This is a genomic window from Gracilibacillus sp. JCM 18966 (assembly GCF_055392695.1).
In genome coordinates this window covers 516,449-533,999 of sequence record NZ_AP043883.1, presented here as the reverse complement: position 1 = coordinate 533,999, position 17,551 = coordinate 516,449, and the positions used below count along the sequence as shown (strand labels likewise).

Below are 17,551 nucleotides of genomic sequence, written 5' to 3'. Positions count from 1 at the left end.
ATCATTTTCGTTGTATATTGATTAGGAAAATAGGAGTATGCTTATTTGTCTAATTCATTTGCCTCCATGTTTTCTGAAAGGCTTGTAGTAATTGCGTTTTACTCCAATCATGTTCGATATATTGTTGTGTATCGGCACCAAATTGTTCCTTCAATCCTGGAGGAAGGTTTGACCAATTATACGATAATTTTCTGTTTGCTTGATATAAATGAGTTAGTTTAGAAGTAATAGAATCTGTTATTTGCATATCCATATGGCTAAAAGCAGGGATAAAATGAAGCCTTTCAGTCATAAACCTTTGACCCTGTTCAGAATTTACCATCCAATTTAGAAATCGCTTTGCTTCTTCTTTCTTTTCTGCTGAGGTTTGTTTATTAATAACCCAGTAACCAGGAACATTAATGTTTAAAGGATTTTTGGCAGCTTGATCATTGATAGTAATGGGAAAGATACCCATTTTAAGGTTTGGCGCCATTTTATTTATCATAGGTTGAATCCAGTTCCCTTGTATCATCATTGCTGCTTTTGCTGATGCAAATTGTTGAATCTCCATGGTATAATCTGTTGATAGAGGATTATCCCCACCATACTCTATCGTTAGGTCCAATAGCTCTATCAGTTGTTTAAACGGCTGATTGTTTTCAATGGAAGTGGTTCCGTTTTTTAAATGCCTTATAAACTGATCAGGGTCTTCTTGTTGAGAAATAGCAATATTCATCAAAAGGTCTCCTAATATCCATTTCTCATAATAACCTGTCGCAAAAGGGATGATACCAGCCGTTTCCAATTGTTTTGTAATAGTTTTTAATTCTGTAAAAGTAGAGGGAAGTTTTTCTATTCCTGCCCTCTGAAACAAAGACTTGTTGTAAATAATACCATAGCCTTCTAAGTTCATTGGCATTCCATAAACATTTCCGTCTATTTTAACAGGTTCTAATGTTTCTTGATAAGCACTCTCGATCCAAGGTTGATCAGATAAATTCTCTAAATAAGGCTCCCATAACTTAGCATTTTCATAACCTGGATTTGTGAATATATCTGGACCTTCTTCTGCTGCAATTTTTGCTTTTAAGTCAGAAAAATCGTCCAATGCCCCGCCAACTGTGGTTACTTCTATGTTCACATGTGGATATTCCTTTTCATACGCTTCGGTCATCTCTTCAAATGCAGAAGCAATTTCGATTTTCGGATTCCGTATAGTTAGCGTAATTTTTGGTTCTGTTTTTTCTAGTTCATTACTGGTAGTGTCAGGGTGACATCCTGAAACAAGTAAGCTTATGATGAAAAACATTATTGCTTTTTTCATTTATTCACCTCTTTCTTTTCATTTCTATATTCGAAAGGGGTATAGCTGGTTATTTTTTTGAATAATTTAGAAAAGTATTTTTCATCCTGATAGCCAAGCATTAACGAGATAGTATAAATGGTTTCATCTGTTTCTCTAAGCCAGTATTTCGCTTGGTCAATTCTCAATTTGGTTACATATTTCGAAAGAGTCAAACCAGTTACTTGTTTGAACTTTCTTGATATGTGTTCACGACTCATAAAAAATAAATTAGATAATTGTTCAAGGCTTATATTCTCCTTATAATAATTATCTACATAAGATACAATATCTTGCATTCTGTTAACATGTTCTAAATGTGTAGATTGATAGACGGTTCTATATTGATTTTCATTCAATTTCTTCTTAAGCTTCTTGAAGACTTCAGGAAGATTTGCTAAAGGTTGCGGAACTTCCGTAGCCACGATTCGAACTGTACTCTCGATATGTTCATTTAACCACTTCTCAATGGTTGTCCATTCATTTTTTAAGGTGACAACAAGAGAAAGATTGTGATCTGTAAGAAGTGAATACGCATATCCTAACTTTTGTGTGTAGAGCTTATTCGCTAATGTTTCTATTTCCGGTTCTGAGTAATGCATATGGTAAAAGGATAGCAATGTCATATCGTAACGCTCAGCTTTTGGAAGGAAGGGTATAAGCCCCATCAAATCGAAAGTCACTCCTGCATAAGCATCTGTGACAATTTTGTTGTAAATATATCTTTTTTCAGTGGAACTAGAGTTTATATAATCCTTTTTCCATGCTTTTACTGCTTCCGCTAAAATTTCATTGAAAACATTTGCTTCAATAGGCTTTAACAAGTAATCAAAACTATTATGCTTAATAGCTTGGCGCATGTAAGAATAATCATCGTATCCCGTTAAAAAAATCACTTTTCCTTGATAAGAGACGGTATTTAGCCATTTCATCAGTTCTAGCCCATTTATTCCAGGCATTTTAATATCTGTAAAAATAATTTCTGGCGTTTCTTTTTCAATCAATTTTTTTGCTTCTTCTCCGTGATGTGCTTCCAATATTTTTGTTATACCTTGTGTATCCCATTCACCGAGCATTTTCATTGCATCAAGCACATTCTGTTCGTCGTCCACCATTAATACCTTCACCATTTATTCTCCTTTTCGTGCAGTGGAATAAATATCTCCACAACAAATCCTAGTCCGTCTTTATTATCTATTTTTAAGCCTGCTTTATCTCCATAAATCAGTACTAGTCTGTCATGAATATTCTTTAATCCGATATGTTCTTTTTCAGCTTCTTCTTTTGGTAGAGAAGAATAAAGAAATTCTTTGAGCTCTTTTAGCTCTTTTATTTTCATGCTTACTTTGTCATTTTCTACCATAAAATAGAGAAAAGTTCCTCTTTTTTCGCCATACACGTTTAACTGTGCATTGTCATAACCTTCCTCATAACAATGTTTGAAAAAATTTTCTACAAGCGGTTGTAGGATCATACTGGGAATCTGCATGTCTAACATATTTTGATCTATTTCCATATTATAGTATATTTGATCTTGAAACCTCTCCCTTTGTAAGGTGAGATAGCTTTCTATATAGCTTATTTCCTCCCTGACTTTTACCCATTTATTAGCTTGCATAGAATATCTCATCATATTTGATAAGGAGGTTATAAGCTGATATACATTAGTGGCACCAGATTTTAGCGAAATTGTACCAATTGATTGCAACGCATTAAACAAGAAATGAGGATTCACTTGTGATTTCAATGCTTGGAACTGTTTTTCTTTGTTCTCTATGTCAAGCTTATATTCACGATCAATGTGTTCATTAATTCGATTCATCATATCTTTCATATGCTTCTCTAAATATCCAATTTCATCATGTCTTTGATCATTAAAAGACACTTCTGTGTAGCTGTCGTCAATAGTACTTATTTTATTGGTCAGCTGTTTAATTGGATTGGTGATTTTGTAGGTGATAAATCCGATCATTATTAGCCCTAGCAGTCCTACGATAATACCAGCAATAATGCTAGTATAAGTAGTTTTTCGTACTTCCTGAAACAAGATATCCTTAGGGGTGACTTTTACTAACCTCCAACCATTTAACGGGGAAGCTAAAGTCTTCGAAAAAACAATATCTTGATGATCCGTTTTACCTTGTAGTTTTGTTTTTAAGTCTTCAGATACAGGATTGCTAATCTGATTGGTATCACTACTTAAGATTATTTGATTATTTTCATTGATCAGGTACATTGCTTCTTGTTGTTTATTTATTAAGCTATCTGCAATCTGCCTTAATTTATTTAATTCAACATCCATCGAAATGACACCCAAAAAGTCTCCAGTGAACACATCCGTTATTTTATGATGAATAGTCATTACTGGAGTACGATCTGACTGCGGAACGATTGCTGTATTATTATAATTTTCCAAAGGGTGTGGAGCTTCAATGATTTGGTTTTGATCTGATTGGTATAGTTTTTTCATATATGGCTGCTGTATAAAATTCGGTTTAGATTTACTAGAACTGATGAAAGCATTATAAGCTGTTATAGATTCTTTTCCTTTGTGCATATAGAATCGAACTTGTTTAATTTCCTCTCTCATTAAATAAAAGTTTTCAATGCTCTTTTCTAAATATTTGGAATTATCTGCTTCATTATTAAAAATCTGAAACAATTCAGCATCACGATAAAGTATATAAGGAAGATGGATAAGTTCATCGAAATATTGTTGCAAGGACTCCGAGCTCTCAGCGATCTGTTCTTCATTATTTGTAAGTTCATGCTCTTGGACATTGTTTTTCGTGTAATTATAAATCAGTAACACAGACAAAAAGTAGGGAAGAAGTATAAAGATAATTAACATAAATAATAATCGACTTTGAATGCTTTTCACTTACCTTCTCCCTTCCTTTCATAGATTCTACTTTCCACATTATAGATTGTAGGAGTACGTTCAGCAATATGATAGAAGGCTCAATTTTTCTAATTTACAAGGAGTTCAATCTATCTCAAGTAGAAAATACCATATCTCTCCTTCCGAGTTAGTATTTTCATTATTTCCATTCTTTTCCCGAATTGTCGCAGTTAGCTGTCGGAAGGGATAGAGCACTGACCAGTTTTTGTTATTTTTGTCGATAGACGTGGTGATTTGACGAACGATTTTCTATTAAAACCTCTTGCATAATTTCTCGAATGTGAAATAATTGATAATTGTGAAAGGAGTAGGAAAATGCATACAGAAAAAGCGTATACAGGGATTATTGAAAAATATCTAGAATCAGATACTGTACTAGGTCTCCATCAATTTATTACGATGATTAGTTTAGATCAAGATGAAGCAAGAATGATGGAATTAGTGAAGGAATTTTGTATGAAGTCTTCATCTCCATTAAATGATCGACTTGCTCTTGAATATTTCTATGTCAATAAATGTAACAAAGAGCTTACCTATTTTATTGAAAAGAATAAGAATAGTGATAATAGTTTAAATCAACAAACCGCTATTTTATATGAATTAATGATAGATATTCGGGAAAGAAATGCTGTCCATGCAATTCGGTCTGTCGCAAAAAATCTAAACTATGATACACCAGACTTACAATGTTTACACTATTTCTTAAACATCGAGCTAGATATGTCTGTTTACTACTATGACAAAATCGGCTATTACTTAAACAAAATACAGCCATTACTTCACAAGATTGACAACCCGCTTCTCGTTCAATTTTTTCATATTCGGATACAGCTTTTGCTTTTTACGTACTATTGGAAAAAAAATGAGTTAATTCTCGCTAGAAAGCACGCCTATGAAGCATTACATATGCCGAATCATTTAAGACAAAAAGCAGAGTTACACATCTCGTTATCCTTAAGCTATATCTATGAGGACTTTGAATCATGCATCTATCACCTCGAGGAAGCAAAATACATTGCTCAACTACTTCAAGATAAAAGAATTCTACATAAAATAGCAACAAGAACTTACCCATTTATTTGTGCGCATTTTGGTAAAGTAGAAAATGTCACAACAAACGATCCTGTGGAGGGTGCTCATATTGAAATTGCCAAAGGAAATAAAAAACGAGCAAAACAGCTATTAGAATTAGCAGAGACCTCCACACCATTTACACAATACTATCTAGGATTAATCACAAATAAACAACATCATTTTATTAATTCCTATCAAGAATTTATGAGAAAAAGGAGTGATTATTTCTTCGCAAAATTACCAATGCAAGCCTGTGAAATGTTTGGAATATGAGAATTTCTTAAAAGGAGTAGAGATAATGAGAGAAGGTCTACTATTAGAGAAAAAAATAAAAAACATGGATCCAGACTTTGGAGATATTGGTTAGATGTAAAAAGGGAGATAAGTTCACAGAGACTTATCTCCTTTTACATATTTGGAAGCATTTCAACAGCCGATCATTAATCGAAGGCCACTCATAAAATGAATAAAGCCCAAAATTCGGAAGCCACGCCTCAAATTGGCACTTATCAAGCGGCTAAAGCCCAAAATGGAAGAGTCTGTCCTCAAAATGGCACTTATCAAGCGGCTAAAGCCCAAAATGGAAGAGTCTGTCCTCAAAATGGTACTTATCAAGCGGCTAAAGCCCAAAATGGAAGAGTTTGTCCTCAAAATGGTACTTATCAAGCGAATAAAGCCCAAAATAGAAGAGTCTGTCCTCAAAATGGCACTTATCAAGAGGCTAAAGCCCAAAATAGAAGAATCTGTCCTCAAAATGGCACTTATCAAGCGGCTAAAGCCCAAAATGGAAAAGTCTGTCCTCAAAATGGCACTTATCAAGCGGCTAAAGCCCAAAATGGAAGAGTCTGTCCTCAAAATGGTACTTATCAAGCGGCTAAAGCCCAAAATAGAAGAGTCTGTCCTCAAAATGGTACTTATAAATCGAATAAAGCCCATTTTGGAAACAGCAGGGTTAATCATCCACATCATACGGTTTTCAAGAATTAGCTGAAGAATAAGGCATTACCACAAGCGTGTCCGGGAAAAACACTTGCTTTTTATTTATGTTATTCTTATTACAATCAACGGTATAATCTATCATAAGTTGTTTCCTCATGTAGAAAATTAGTGTAATTGGAATGTTTACAATAGTACCCTGAATCCAATCACTCGAAAACTCGACGGTTGCTGTTTCTCCAGTTATTACATTAGTAAAAACAGCTTTTTTATCGTTGTCAAACGTATCTACGGCATAGTCTCCAACAGTAGTATTTGATTTAGCAAATGTAGCGTTTGTCGGTAAGATGTACATAATTGTTGGATTATCAATGTTTGTAAAATATAGAAAAAGTAAACATACAAAATGTGAATAAAACAATTTCAAGCGTTATAAAGAATATGTGTTGGATAATCGGTGGATATTGGTTGGGCTGCCTGTTCAGATTTACTTTCAAAAATGAATCATGCTGCAGATCTCCTATCCCATAATACCACCACTCATCATTCACCACATACCAACATCATCGATAATCCGTCGGACTGGCAAAATATTGTCATAATGCTCGATCTCGTCTAATACAATGGTACAAATCATTATCTCTTGTCTAAGGTGAGAATCTAGGACGTCTCTTTCTAGACATCCTATTATCCTCAGAACGTTTATTCGCTGAATGATTATTGGCTTATGAATAAAATAGATACCAAAAAATTTAAAACTCATTATCATACATGTTGATCACTCCATAGCTTGTCTCTGTTCACACCTTGGACTTACAACATAGGGAGGCGAGTGTAGTGCATGATTATATTAAGGATCGCACATTGAAAATTGGAAAATACCTGGTGGAAACCAAGAAAACGGTAAGGGTCATTGCCAAGGAATTTGGTGTATCCAAGAGCACCGTACACAAAGATCTTACAGAGCGATTACCAGAATTACACCCAGAATTAGCAAATGAAGTGAAGGAAATTTTAAACCATCATAAAGCAATCCGTCACTTAAGAGGAGGCGAAGCAACGAAAATGAAATACCAATTATATGAAAAAGATAGTCCATCGCTCCACAAGCCATTAGCCAAAACAGAGGCATAATGGTTCTAAATACCTATATAATCCGCAAGCCATCAAGGAAAAGGAAATTCTGACTGAGGATCCTCTCTAACCTATACATACCTTCCATTAGAGCCTGAATACGATGATGAAAATAGCAACTTCCATTTCTCGACACCAACCAAAACTCATAAAAGCAAATCTTGTATTTTTTCAACAAAAATAGTAACAATTTCTCAATTTTTGTGCTATTATATATAATCAGAGGCATTGTGTTCGACTATTGAAAAAGATATAGATACATATATAACAGTACGGATACGAAGCAATTAGAATCTTAGGGAGGATCGAGATTTCATGTTTTCAAGAGATATTGGAATAGATTTAGGAACGGCGAATGTCTTAATTCATGTGAAGGGTAAAGGCATTGTTTTAGACGAGCCATCTGTTGTGGCAATGGACCGTAATACCGGAAAAGTATTAGAAGTTGGAGAAGAAGCTAGACGCATGGTAGGGCGTACACCAGGAAATATTGAAGCGATTCGTCCATTAAAAGATGGCGTTATTGCTGATTTTGATGTAACCGAATCAATGCTTAAATATTTTATCAATAAAATTGATGTCAAAGGCTTTTTATCAAAGCCAAGAATGTTAATTTGCTGCCCAACAAACATCACAAAAGTCGAACAGAAAGCAATTAGAGAAGCGGCAGAAAAATCAGGTGGAAAAAAGGTTTACTTAGAAGAAGAGCCAAAAATTGCAGCAATCGGAGCAGGGATGGAAATCTTCCAACCGAGCGGTAATATGGTAGTGGATATTGGTGGTGGAACGACCGATATTGCGGTGCTATCAATGGGAGACATTGTAACAGCACAATCTGTAAAGATGGCTGGCGATAAATTTGATTCCGAAATCTTACAATATGTAAAAAGAAAATATAAATTACTTATCGGTGAGCGTACGGCAGAGGATATTAAAATCAATGTTGCGACAGTTTTTGAAGGGTCCCGAAATGAAGAAATTGACATTCGAGGACGCGATATGGTGACAGGCCTTCCGAGAACGATCACCATCTATTCAGGTGAAGTGGAAGAAGCACTTCGAGAATCTATTGCGCTTATTGTGCAAAGTGCGAAAACCGTACTGGAAAAAACACCTCCAGAATTATCAGCAGATATCATCGATCGCGGTGTCATTCTTACAGGTGGAGGCGCATTATTACACGGCTTAGACCAACTGTTAGCAGAGGAGCTTAAAGTACCTGTTTTGCTTGCAGAGGATCCAATGACATGTGTAGCAAAAGGAACAGGCATTATGTTAGACAATATCGATAAATTGGAACGTTCCATCGTCTAAAGGCAAAGAGGTGAGCGGAAATGTTAAGAGGTTTTTATACAGCGGCAACAGGTATGATGGCACAGCAACGGAAGCAGGAAGTTTTGTCCAATAATATGACGAATGCTCTTACCCCAGGGTATAAACAGGATCAAGCATCATTAAAAGCTTTTCCAGAGCTACTGATTCATCGTATGGAAAATCAGCAAATACCGACAAGATCGCAAAGTCAAGTTCGAACAATGTTGGAGATCGGTGCAATTAATACAGGAGTGTATGTTCATGAAACGATTCCTGATTTCTCACAGGGATCCCTTCAACAGACAGATATGACAACAGATATGGCATTAGTTCAAACAGAAACTCCTGATGAAAATGGCTCGATTTTTTTTACGATCCAAAATGGTGATGGAGATGTTCGCTATACGAGAAACGGTAACTTTACCGTTGATGGTGAAGGGAACCTAACTACGAATGCAGGATATTATGTGTTAGATAATGCAGGGAATCCGATCAATACAGATGGACTAGAATTTGAAGTAACGCCTGAGGGATTTGTTCAAATTGGAGAACAAAATATACCGCTCGGAGTCGTCTATAGCAATGACCCCAATCAATTAGTAAAAAATGAAGAGGATTTATTTGAATTAGCGGAAGATGCAGAGGCATTGGTTGATGCTAGAGAAACAGCAGGTTTACAATTTAATGTTCAACAAGGTTATCTAGAAGGCTCGAATGTGGACCAAGCGGAAACGATGACAGATATGATGCAGGCATACCGTGCTTTTGAAGCAAACCAAAAAGTTGTACAAGCATATGATCGAAGTCTAGACAAGGCAGTGAATGAGATAGCACGACTCGGATAATAGAAAAAGGAGAATAAATCCATGACGAGAATGACATTTCAAGCTGCAGCAATGATGACACAGCTTCAGCACAAACTCGATACGATTGGAAATAACTTAGCTAATTTAAATACAACCGGTTTTAAAAGTCGAGAGACTAATTTTTCTGCATTACTAACTCAACAGATTAATACAGAAGATGTGACAGATAATGGAGCAAGATTAACTCCTGAAGGTATTCGTGTTGGAGCAGGTGCTAAGCTAGGTCATACAAATCTTAATCTGCAAGAAGGATCTCTTCAGACAACAGAACGGGCATTGGATGTAGCTTTATTAGAAGCTAACCATCTATTTCAAGTAAACGTGGTGGAAAATGGCACCGAAGAAATTCGTTACACAAGAGCCGGGAATTTTTACTTAAGTCCTATTAATAATGAGCAAGTGATGCTTGTTACATCTGACGGTTATCCAGTGCTAGGAGAAGCTGGACCGATTATTTTAGCAAATGATATGGATAATGTAGCCATAGATGAAAATGGACGAATCAATGTAACAAGAAACGGGATGGAGCAAGTCGAAGGACAGCTTAATATTGTAGAGGCAGTACGTCCACGATTATTAGAAGGAACGGGTGATAGTTTATTTCGTCTTTCAGAAGAAACGTTAGCCAATTACAATCTGAATGAAATCATCAACGATGTAGAAGGGAATAATGTCCGCCTTCAAAGTGGCGCATTGGAGAGCTCCAATGTCAATATGTCCATTCAAATGACCGACATGATAGAAACACAGCGGGCCTATCAGTTTAATGCAAGAACGATTTCGATGCATGATCAAATGAAAGGTCTGATTAACCAACTACGTTAAAATAAAGATCAGATAAAGCGCAAGTTTTTCGAGTAAGGAGCCATTTCTTATGTCTAAGGAACAAAAAGCTGAACAACAAAAGAAGAATAACAACAACCAAGCTAAAGCTAAGCAAACAAAATCAACTAAGCCAGCAGCTAAAAAACAAAAAAATAGCAAAAAGCAGGATCCGTCAAAACAGAATCAATCTAAGCAAACACAAGAGCAAAAAAAAGCCAAAGCACGACGTGCCGAGAAGAAGCAAAATAAGCGCTACGTACGCCGTCTTATTCCTGTCTGGCTAAAATTGCTCATTACGATTGTTCTGAGCTTGTTTGCATTAATTATTGGCTTGATTGTAGGCTTTAGTATGGTCGGAGATGGAGAGGCATTAGATGTTCTGCGATTAGAAACATGGCAGCATATTTTAGATTTTGTCCGAAAAGGAACTTAATGGCACAGACAATGAGCTGTGCTTCTTTTTTTGGTATACTAAGGAAAGAAACCAGTTATGGGAAGGAGTATCTCTATGGATATAGAAGAAATTAAAGCAACTATTCCTCATCGCTATCCTTTTTTATTAGTAGATGCGATTACAGAACAAACAGAAAGCAAAATCAAAGGAATAAAAAATGTAACGATTAATGAACCCTTTTTCCAAGGGCATTTTCCTGATTACCCAGTAATGCCTGGTGTTTTAATTGTTGAGGCACTCGCGCAAGTGGGAGGAGCTGCCATTTTAAGTAAGGAAGAGAACAAAGGGAAGATCGGTTTCTTAGCTGGAATTGATAAATGTCGTTTTAAACGACAAGTGAAGCCTGGTGATCAGCTTTCACTAGAAGTAGAAATTATTCGTATTAAAGGACCAATTGGAAAAGGAAAGGCTATAGCAAGGGTTGGAGATGAATTAGCTTGTGAAGCAGAAATAACTTTTGCTGTAAAATAAACAAAAGGCTCTCGCAGAAAGACTTGGTGAGAGCCTTTGTATCTTAGAATATTCCATATTTAAAAGCAAATCTTTTATCCTCTTCTTCAAACCCTGCAAAAATTTTTACATAATAGCATAATATTTTAAAATTCTGGTTAAGCTACCTTTGAAAAGATTTTAAAAGGAGGAGCTTTCATGAATAAGAAATATATGAAGCTTTTAGGAACTTTAGCATTATCCACTGCACTTCTTTTCGGCTGTGCAGGAAATGATGAAGAGCAGCCAACAGAAGAACAACCAGACCAAGGTAACCAGCCAACAGAAGAAGAGCCTGATATGAACCAAGATCAAGATGCACCAAATCAAGATCAAGGTGAAGATAACATGGGTAATGGTAATGGTGACGAAAATCTTGGTGACAATGTCGAAGAAGATTTGGATCAAGCAGAGGAAGATATGCAAGACGCTATGGATAATGGCAACAACCAAGAAGAAAATAAGCAAAATCAAGATGATCAACAATAACGACGAGAAAAAGCCATTCACGAATGGCTTTTTCTATTGCCATAACCGGGCCAAACCATCAAGCTTTATGCATTGCGATGCCTCGACAAATTATGGTATGATCAACAAGTGACTGACTGGTCATTCCTATAAAAAAATGAAACCTTTATTTTTTTTGATTCGTACTATATGAGGGGGTTACCTATCCTTGCAAGAAGATAAGCGAAATAAATTGATTGAAGAAAGCATGAAGTTATTTTCAGAAAAAGGATTTCACGAAACATCGATACAAGAAATTGTCCAGAATAGTGGTGTATCGAAGGGGGCGTTCTATCTATATTTTGACTCGAAGGATGATTTATTGGTAGCGATATTCGATTATTATACCGCTGTCATTATCGAAAAGCTCCAACATGTAAATAGAGGTACAAATGATCCTTTTCAGAGGATGCAGGATCAAGTGGCGGAGATTTTTAAGCTATTTCGTGATCACAAGGAATATTTACTTGTACATTTTCGCGATAAGATTCATTTAGGAAATAAATTAGATGATGTTATCATTCGTGTACATAAGCAGAGCTATGAATGGGTGAGAGAAAGCCTGCTATCGATCTATGGAGAAGAATTGGTTCCTTATATGGCAGATATCGCCATCAACTTTGATGGAATCATGGCAGGTTATTTTAAATGGATTGCGATTTATGATTTTGTTTTTGATCCTGATCAATTAGCCGAAGCTACCGTAAGAAAAATCGATACGATAGTGAAGCAGCTTTTGGTAGAAAAGCCAGAACCAATATTTGATCCTAGTACAATAGAGGGATTGGACCTAACGAGTGAGTCATCCAATGTAGAGAATATTTTAGCAAAACTAAAACAGTATTTACAAAAAATGAAGCTTCCAAAAGGAAAGAAAGAACATCTATCAGAGGTTATCTCCGTAATGAAGGAAGAATTTCAAAAAGAAGAGCCTAAAGCCATTATTATAAATAGCATGCTTGAGCAAATTCAGCCATATTCTGAGCTGGATTTTTGGAGAAAACAGCTCGAAAACATTTTACAAAAATAAAACCTTAGGGAGGGGACAAATGTAATGAAACGAATATTATTCATGCTCATCCTTGTCATGGGGGTACTCGTCGCATGTTCAGAGGATGATAAGGAAGAGAAAGAAACAGAAAGGGTAACACCAGTTGAATTAGGAGAGGTAACACAAGGTAATCTGACAATGGATCGAACCTTTTACGGCCGTACCACCCCAAATCAAACGACTCCAATTGTTCCAACAGTTGCAGGTAAGTTAGAAGAACTAGAAGTCGAAAATGGGGATCAAGTAGAAGAAGGGGATAGGCTTGCGCTTGTAGCGAGTCCACAAGGGAATATCGCAATAGATGCACCAATGGACGGAACGATCACAGGTCTTCAAACACAAGAAGGTGGATTAGTATCCAATCAAGAACCATTTGCCTCGATCGTTGATTTAGAGCAATTAACCGTGCAGTTACAAGTACCAGATGTACAGCTTGGCCTTTTTGAAGAAGGTAATCCGGTGCATGTAACTTTAAAGGCAGCAGAAAAGGAAGAGCATGAAGCAACGATCGAATATGTAGCATCTACTGCAAATGAGGCAGGACTTTTTCCGATTGATCTTTCCTTTGATAATGCAACCACTCATTACAATGCCGGAGTAACAGCGATAGTAAGCCTCGAAGAAACCGTGGTAGAAAATGCGCTTTTAATACCAACAGCAGCACTAGTGGAGGCTGATGATGAAACCTTTGTTTATACCGTAAACGATAATACGGCTAAAAAAGTTGCAATTACTGTACAAGCCACACAATCCGATTTAACAGCAGTGAAGGCGGAGTTAAATAAAGGAGATAAGGTGATCACAAGCGGGCAATTAACATTAGCAGATGGAAGTAAAATTAGTATCATAGGGGAGGAATAATCATGAAATTAGTGAAAACATCAGTAAAACGCCCAGTAGGGGTAATCATGATTGTTCTTGCTATTATTGCGCTCGGTGTGATCTCTGTTCGAAACCTGGCAATCGATTTATTCCCAGAAATAGATTTACCTGTGGCAGTTGTAGCGACAAACTATCAAGATGCCGCACCACAAGAAGTAGAACAGCTTGTCTCAGAGCCTTTGGAAGGCGCACTTAGCTCGATTGAAGGGGTCAATACGATCCAATCCCAATCACAGTCAGGTGCATCTCTCGTGATCATTATGTTTGAGAATGGAACTAATCTGGACAACGCAATGCTTGATGTTCGAGAAAGCGTCGATCAAGTAAAAAGTACTCTTCCAGAGGGGGCAAATGACCCGAGTGTCTTACGATTTAATCCGAATCAGCTTCCTATTATGTGGGTTGGCTTAACAGGAAGTGATACAGCTAAATTACAGGAACTTGCTGAGGATAAGATTCAACCATATTTCGAACGTCAAGGTGGCGTGGCGTCAGTAGAAATTGAGGGTGGACAAGAACGAAAGATTGACCTTGTTCTAGATCGAGCAGCAATGAATCAATATGGTGTCAGCTCACAATTGATTCAACAAGCACTAGCCGGAGCTAATCAATCCACCTCCGCGGGATCGATACAAAAAGGCGATAAAGACCTTCAGCTTAGAGTAGAAGGAAGCTTTGAGTCTGTTAACGATATCGCCAATACAATTATACAAACACCTCAAGGCAGTAAAATTCGCGTACAAGATGTAGCGGATGTTCAGGATACCTTTAAGAAAAATGGCACAACATTAGTAAACAATGAAGAAGCGGTTGTTTTAAGCATACTAAAACAATCAGATGGAAATTCAGTCGACGTATCCAACAATATTATCGATGCAGTCGCGGACTTAAAAGAAGACTTACCAGATGATGTCGAATTAGAAGTCGTTGTCGATACATCAGAATTCATCAAACAATCGATTAATTCGGTTATTCAAAATATGATCTTTGGTGGAATCTTTGCATTATTTGTGTTATTACTCTTTTTGCGAAGTGTTCGTGCAACAATCGTCATCGGCGTATCGATTCCAATTGCTATTGTCTCCACCTTTGTTTTACTCTATTTTACTGGAGAAACGTTAAACATTCTGACAATGGGTGGCTTGGCATTAGGTATTGGGATGATGGTCGATAGCTCGATTGTTATTCTGGAAAATATTTATTCCTACAGGCAGCAGGGATATTCTTTGAAAGAGTCTGCAATTAAAGGGGCATCCGAGTTAGCACCAGCTGTTATTGCGTCAACTACCACAACATTGGTCGTATTCCTACCAATCGTGTTTGTAGAAGGAATCGCATCGGAATTGTTTACACCATTAGCAATCACGATCTCCTTTTCTCTACTCGCATCCTTAGTGGTTGCCGTTACCTTAGTACCAATGCTATCTTCTAAGCTTTTATCGAAAGCGATGAAGGATCATGGTAGAAGATACTGGTTTGATCGCATCCTTAACCGTGTAACAAATGGCTATGCGAAGGTACTGGCAAAAGCATTGAAGCTTCGCAAGACGACCATTGCTGTCACGATTATAGCAATTATTGGAAGCTTAGCGTTAATCCCTTTTATCGGAACCGCGTTTATACCAGAAGGGGATCAAGGGCAAATCAGCATTACGGTAGAAACACCAACTGGTACTTCAGAGGATAAAACACTAGAAGTTGTCGGTAAAGTGAATGACAAATTAGAAGATTATAAGGATATCATTGATGTTAGCTATGTAACCGTTGGGAGCGGGGACGCTAGCTCAGCTGTGATGTCAGGAGGTTCTGAAGGCTCCTTCACGATCCAACTCGTGCCGCAAGAAGAAAGATCGACAACAACAACAGCGGTAGTGCAAGAGCTAGACGAAAAGCTTTCGTCAATAGCAGGTGCAAAGATCACGGTTGGTGAGATGAGCTCGGGTGGTTTAAGCTCTTCTGATCCTATTCAAATACAGCTTTCAGGTCCAGAAAATGATGTGCTAATGGAGCTGTCCGATCAGGTAATGACAGCTATAGAAGATGTGGAAGGTGTATACAATCCATCATCCTCTATTGCCGATACACAACCAGAAATGAATATCCATATTGACCGAGAGCTAGCAGCGGAATATGGTCTAACCTATCAAGAGGTAATGAACCAAATTCAAGTTGGTTTCACTGGTCAAACGGTGATGCAATACCGTGAAGGTGGAGACGAAATGAATGTTAGTCTCATTTTCCCAGAAGATGAGCGCTCCACTATCAATGATTTAGAAAATTTATATATCCAAAACCAACAAGGCACACAAATACCGTTACTAACGATCGCTGATTTTGAACAAGTACAAAGTGCCGCAACCATTACAAGACAAAATCAGCAACGCCAGGTAAACATTTCCTCCGATGTTGTAGATAGGGATTTAGGTAGTGTCATGCAGGATGTTGAGGAAGTACTAGATAGCTTCCATTTCCCAAGTGATGAATATTCCTACTCCATTGGGGGTCAAGCAGAGGATATGGTCGAAGCATTTAGCGATTTAGCCGTTGCGTTAATCTTATCGATCTTTCTCGTATATGCCGTAATGGCCGTGCAATTCGAGAACTTTCTATATCCATTAATTATCATGTTCTCGATGCCAGCAACCGTTGTCGGTGTCCTCGGTGGACTATTTATTACCGGACAGCCACTATCGATCACCGCCTTTATTGGAATCATCATGCTAGCAGGTATCGTCGTCAACAATGCGATCGTGCTAGTAGATTACATCAATATCCTACGTAGTCGAGGAATCGACCGTCACGAAGCGATTATGGAAGCAGGAAAATCAAGGCTAAGACCAATTTTAATGACAACCCTAACGACCGTACTAGCCATGGTCCCACTAGCCTTAGGTTACGGAGAAGGCGCCGAAACGCAACAGCCAATGGCTATTACCGTCATCTTTGGTCTATCCGTATCCAGTTTATTTACCCTTGTGCTCATACCAGTCATCTACACTTATTTTGATAACCTATCAGAGCGAATCAAAGGTTGGTTTAAAAAAGAAGCATAAAGGAAGCGAGATCTCCCATTTTTTCGATGAGAGATCTCGTTTTTATGTGGAAATGAACGTTATATAAAAGTGATTTCATCATGGATTCTCGCTTGAAATGAGGTTTATAATGGTAATAACAGTCATTTCGGTGTGAACTGCTGGTTGAACTGCAGTTTACAGAGGCGATAAAGATTATTTTTACTTGAGATCTCGTTTAAAATGAAGTTTATAAGAGCGATAACAGTCATTTCGGTGTGAACTGCTGGTTGAACTGCAGTTTATAAAGGTGATAAAGATTATTTTTGCTTGAGATCTCGTTTGAAATGAAGTTTATAAGGTAGATAACAGTCATTTCGGTGTGAACTGCGGGTCGAACTGCAGTTTATAAATTTGATAAAGATTATTTTTGCTTGAGATCTCGTTTGAAATGAAGTTTATAAGGTAGATAACAGTCATTTCGGTGTGAACTGCTGGTTGAACTGCAGTTTACAGAGGCGATAAAGGTTATTTTTACTTGAGATCTCGTTTGAAATGAAGTTTATAAGAGTGATAACAGTCATTTCGGTGTGAACTGCTGATTGAGCTGCAGTTTATAAAGGTGATAAAGGTTATTTTTACTTGAGATCTCGTTTAAAATGAAGTTTATAAGGAAGATAACAGTCATTTCGAAGAGAACTACTAGTTGAACTGCAGTTTATAAAGGCACAAAGGTCACTTTAGCGCGAAAGCCTCCTGTTAAAATACTTAAGATCGAAAAA

The 17,551-nt window shown here is 37.2% G+C and carries 15 protein-coding genes; 12 read left to right on the top strand and 3 right to left on the bottom strand.

What is annotated here, in order from left to right:
• Positions 1–49: 49 nt before the first annotated feature.
• From ACZ5N5_RS02360 to ACZ5N5_RS02350, 3 genes are read right to left on the bottom strand one after another with little or no spacing between them, the layout of a single operon-like run.
• Positions 50–1,306, bottom strand: coding sequence for an ABC transporter substrate-binding protein (locus tag ACZ5N5_RS02360; protein WP_277679839.1), 1,257 nt, complete (start codon positions 1,304–1,306; stop codon positions 50–52).
• The gene (locus ACZ5N5_RS02355) at positions 1,303–2,451 is read right to left on the bottom strand and encodes a response regulator transcription factor (RefSeq protein ID WP_464373203.1); all 1,149 of its coding nucleotides are present in this window, start codon (positions 2,449–2,451) and stop codon (positions 1,303–1,305) included. Before ACZ5N5_RS02355 ends, ACZ5N5_RS02360 begins: the two co-directional genes overlap by 4 nt.
• Positions 2,448–4,205, bottom strand: coding sequence for a sensor histidine kinase (locus ACZ5N5_RS02350; protein ID WP_277679841.1), 1,758 nt, complete (start codon positions 4,203–4,205; stop codon positions 2,448–2,450). Before ACZ5N5_RS02350 ends, ACZ5N5_RS02355 begins: the two co-directional genes overlap by 4 nt.
• Positions 4,206–4,541: 336 nt before the next feature.
• Here ACZ5N5_RS02350 and ACZ5N5_RS02345 point away from each other — a divergent pair, with 336 nt between their 5' ends.
• The 12 genes from ACZ5N5_RS02345 (at position 4,542) to ACZ5N5_RS02290 (ending at position 16,811) form a co-directional block, all read left to right on the top strand.
• Positions 4,542–5,573, top strand: a complete 1,032-nt coding sequence (locus ACZ5N5_RS02345) for an AimR family lysis-lysogeny pheromone receptor (RefSeq protein WP_277679842.1) — start codon at positions 4,542–4,544, stop codon at positions 5,571–5,573.
• A 189-nt stretch (positions 5,574–5,762) separates the two neighbouring features.
• The gene (locus ACZ5N5_RS02340; RefSeq protein ID WP_464373202.1) at positions 5,763–6,287 is read left to right on the top strand and encodes a hypothetical protein; all 525 of its coding nucleotides are present in this window, start codon (positions 5,763–5,765) and stop codon (positions 6,285–6,287) included.
• A 786-nt stretch (positions 6,288–7,073) separates the two neighbouring features.
• Positions 7,074–7,370 (top strand): sporulation transcriptional regulator SpoIIID, encoded by a 297-nt coding sequence (spoIIID, locus tag ACZ5N5_RS02335; protein ID WP_054787628.1) that lies wholly within the window; start codon positions 7,074–7,076, stop codon positions 7,368–7,370.
• A gap of 315 nt (positions 7,371–7,685) precedes the next feature.
• Positions 7,686–8,684, top strand: a complete 999-nt coding sequence (gene mreB / locus ACZ5N5_RS02330; protein ID WP_109985228.1) for a rod shape-determining protein — start codon at positions 7,686–7,688, stop codon at positions 8,682–8,684.
• 20 nt (positions 8,685–8,704) lie between these two features.
• Positions 8,705–9,529 (top strand): flagellar hook-basal body protein, encoded by an 825-nt coding sequence (locus ACZ5N5_RS02325; RefSeq protein WP_464373201.1) that lies wholly within the window; start codon positions 8,705–8,707, stop codon positions 9,527–9,529.
• Between the two features lie 21 nt (positions 9,530–9,550).
• Positions 9,551–10,375, top strand: coding sequence for a flagellar hook-basal body protein (locus tag ACZ5N5_RS02320; protein WP_054787629.1), 825 nt, complete (start codon positions 9,551–9,553; stop codon positions 10,373–10,375).
• A gap of 49 nt (positions 10,376–10,424) precedes the next feature.
• Positions 10,425–10,808, top strand: coding sequence for a DNA-directed RNA polymerase subunit beta (locus tag ACZ5N5_RS02315; RefSeq protein WP_054861574.1), 384 nt, complete (start codon positions 10,425–10,427; stop codon positions 10,806–10,808).
• 75 nt (positions 10,809–10,883) lie between these two features.
• Positions 10,884–11,300, top strand: a complete 417-nt coding sequence (gene fabZ / locus ACZ5N5_RS02310) for a 3-hydroxyacyl-ACP dehydratase FabZ (RefSeq protein ID WP_109985231.1) — start codon at positions 10,884–10,886, stop codon at positions 11,298–11,300.
• A 177-nt stretch (positions 11,301–11,477) separates the two neighbouring features.
• Entirely contained in the window at positions 11,478–11,807 is a 330-nt protein-coding gene (locus ACZ5N5_RS02305) for a hypothetical protein (protein ID WP_054787631.1), read from the top strand.
• Between the two features lie 187 nt (positions 11,808–11,994).
• The gene (locus ACZ5N5_RS02300) at positions 11,995–12,855 is read left to right on the top strand and encodes a TetR/AcrR family transcriptional regulator (RefSeq protein ID WP_464373200.1); all 861 of its coding nucleotides are present in this window, start codon (positions 11,995–11,997) and stop codon (positions 12,853–12,855) included.
• Positions 12,856–12,879: 24 nt separating this feature from the next.
• On the top strand, positions 12,880–13,737 hold the full coding sequence (locus tag ACZ5N5_RS02295; RefSeq protein WP_464373199.1) for an efflux RND transporter periplasmic adaptor subunit: 858 nt from the start codon (positions 12,880–12,882) through the stop codon (positions 13,735–13,737).
• Positions 13,738–13,739: 2 nt separating this feature from the next.
• Positions 13,740–16,811: an efflux RND transporter permease subunit gene (locus ACZ5N5_RS02290; RefSeq protein ID WP_464373198.1), complete on the top strand. Its 3,072-nt coding sequence runs from the start codon at positions 13,740–13,742 to the stop codon at positions 16,809–16,811.
• Positions 16,812–17,551: the final 740 nt, after the last annotated feature.

Bases quoted from the DNA above. Each gene is read 5' to 3' on its own strand.
- ACZ5N5_RS02360 (WP_277679839.1), bottom strand. From the start codon at position 1,306: ATGAAAAAAGCAATAATGTTTTTCATCATAAGCTTACTTGTTTCAGGA.
- ACZ5N5_RS02345 (WP_277679842.1), top strand. From the start codon at position 4,542: ATGCATACAGAAAAAGCGTATACAGGGATTATTGAAAAATATCTAGAA.
- ACZ5N5_RS02340 (WP_464373202.1), top strand. From the start codon at position 5,763: ATGAATAAAGCCCAAAATTCGGAAGCCACGCCTCAAATTGGCACTTAT.
- mreB (WP_109985228.1), top strand. From the start codon at position 7,686: ATGTTTTCAAGAGATATTGGAATAGATTTAGGAACGGCGAATGTCTTA.
- ACZ5N5_RS02325 (WP_464373201.1), top strand. From the start codon at position 8,705: ATGTTAAGAGGTTTTTATACAGCGGCAACAGGTATGATGGCACAGCAA.
- ACZ5N5_RS02320 (WP_054787629.1), top strand. From the start codon at position 9,551: ATGACGAGAATGACATTTCAAGCTGCAGCAATGATGACACAGCTTCAG.
- ACZ5N5_RS02315 (WP_054861574.1), top strand. From the start codon at position 10,425: ATGTCTAAGGAACAAAAAGCTGAACAACAAAAGAAGAATAACAACAAC.
- fabZ (WP_109985231.1), top strand. From the start codon at position 10,884: ATGGATATAGAAGAAATTAAAGCAACTATTCCTCATCGCTATCCTTTT.
- ACZ5N5_RS02305 (WP_054787631.1), top strand. From the start codon at position 11,478: ATGAATAAGAAATATATGAAGCTTTTAGGAACTTTAGCATTATCCACT.
- ACZ5N5_RS02295 (WP_464373199.1), top strand. From the start codon at position 12,880: ATGAAACGAATATTATTCATGCTCATCCTTGTCATGGGGGTACTCGTC.
- ACZ5N5_RS02290 (WP_464373198.1), top strand. From the start codon at position 13,740: ATGAAATTAGTGAAAACATCAGTAAAACGCCCAGTAGGGGTAATCATG.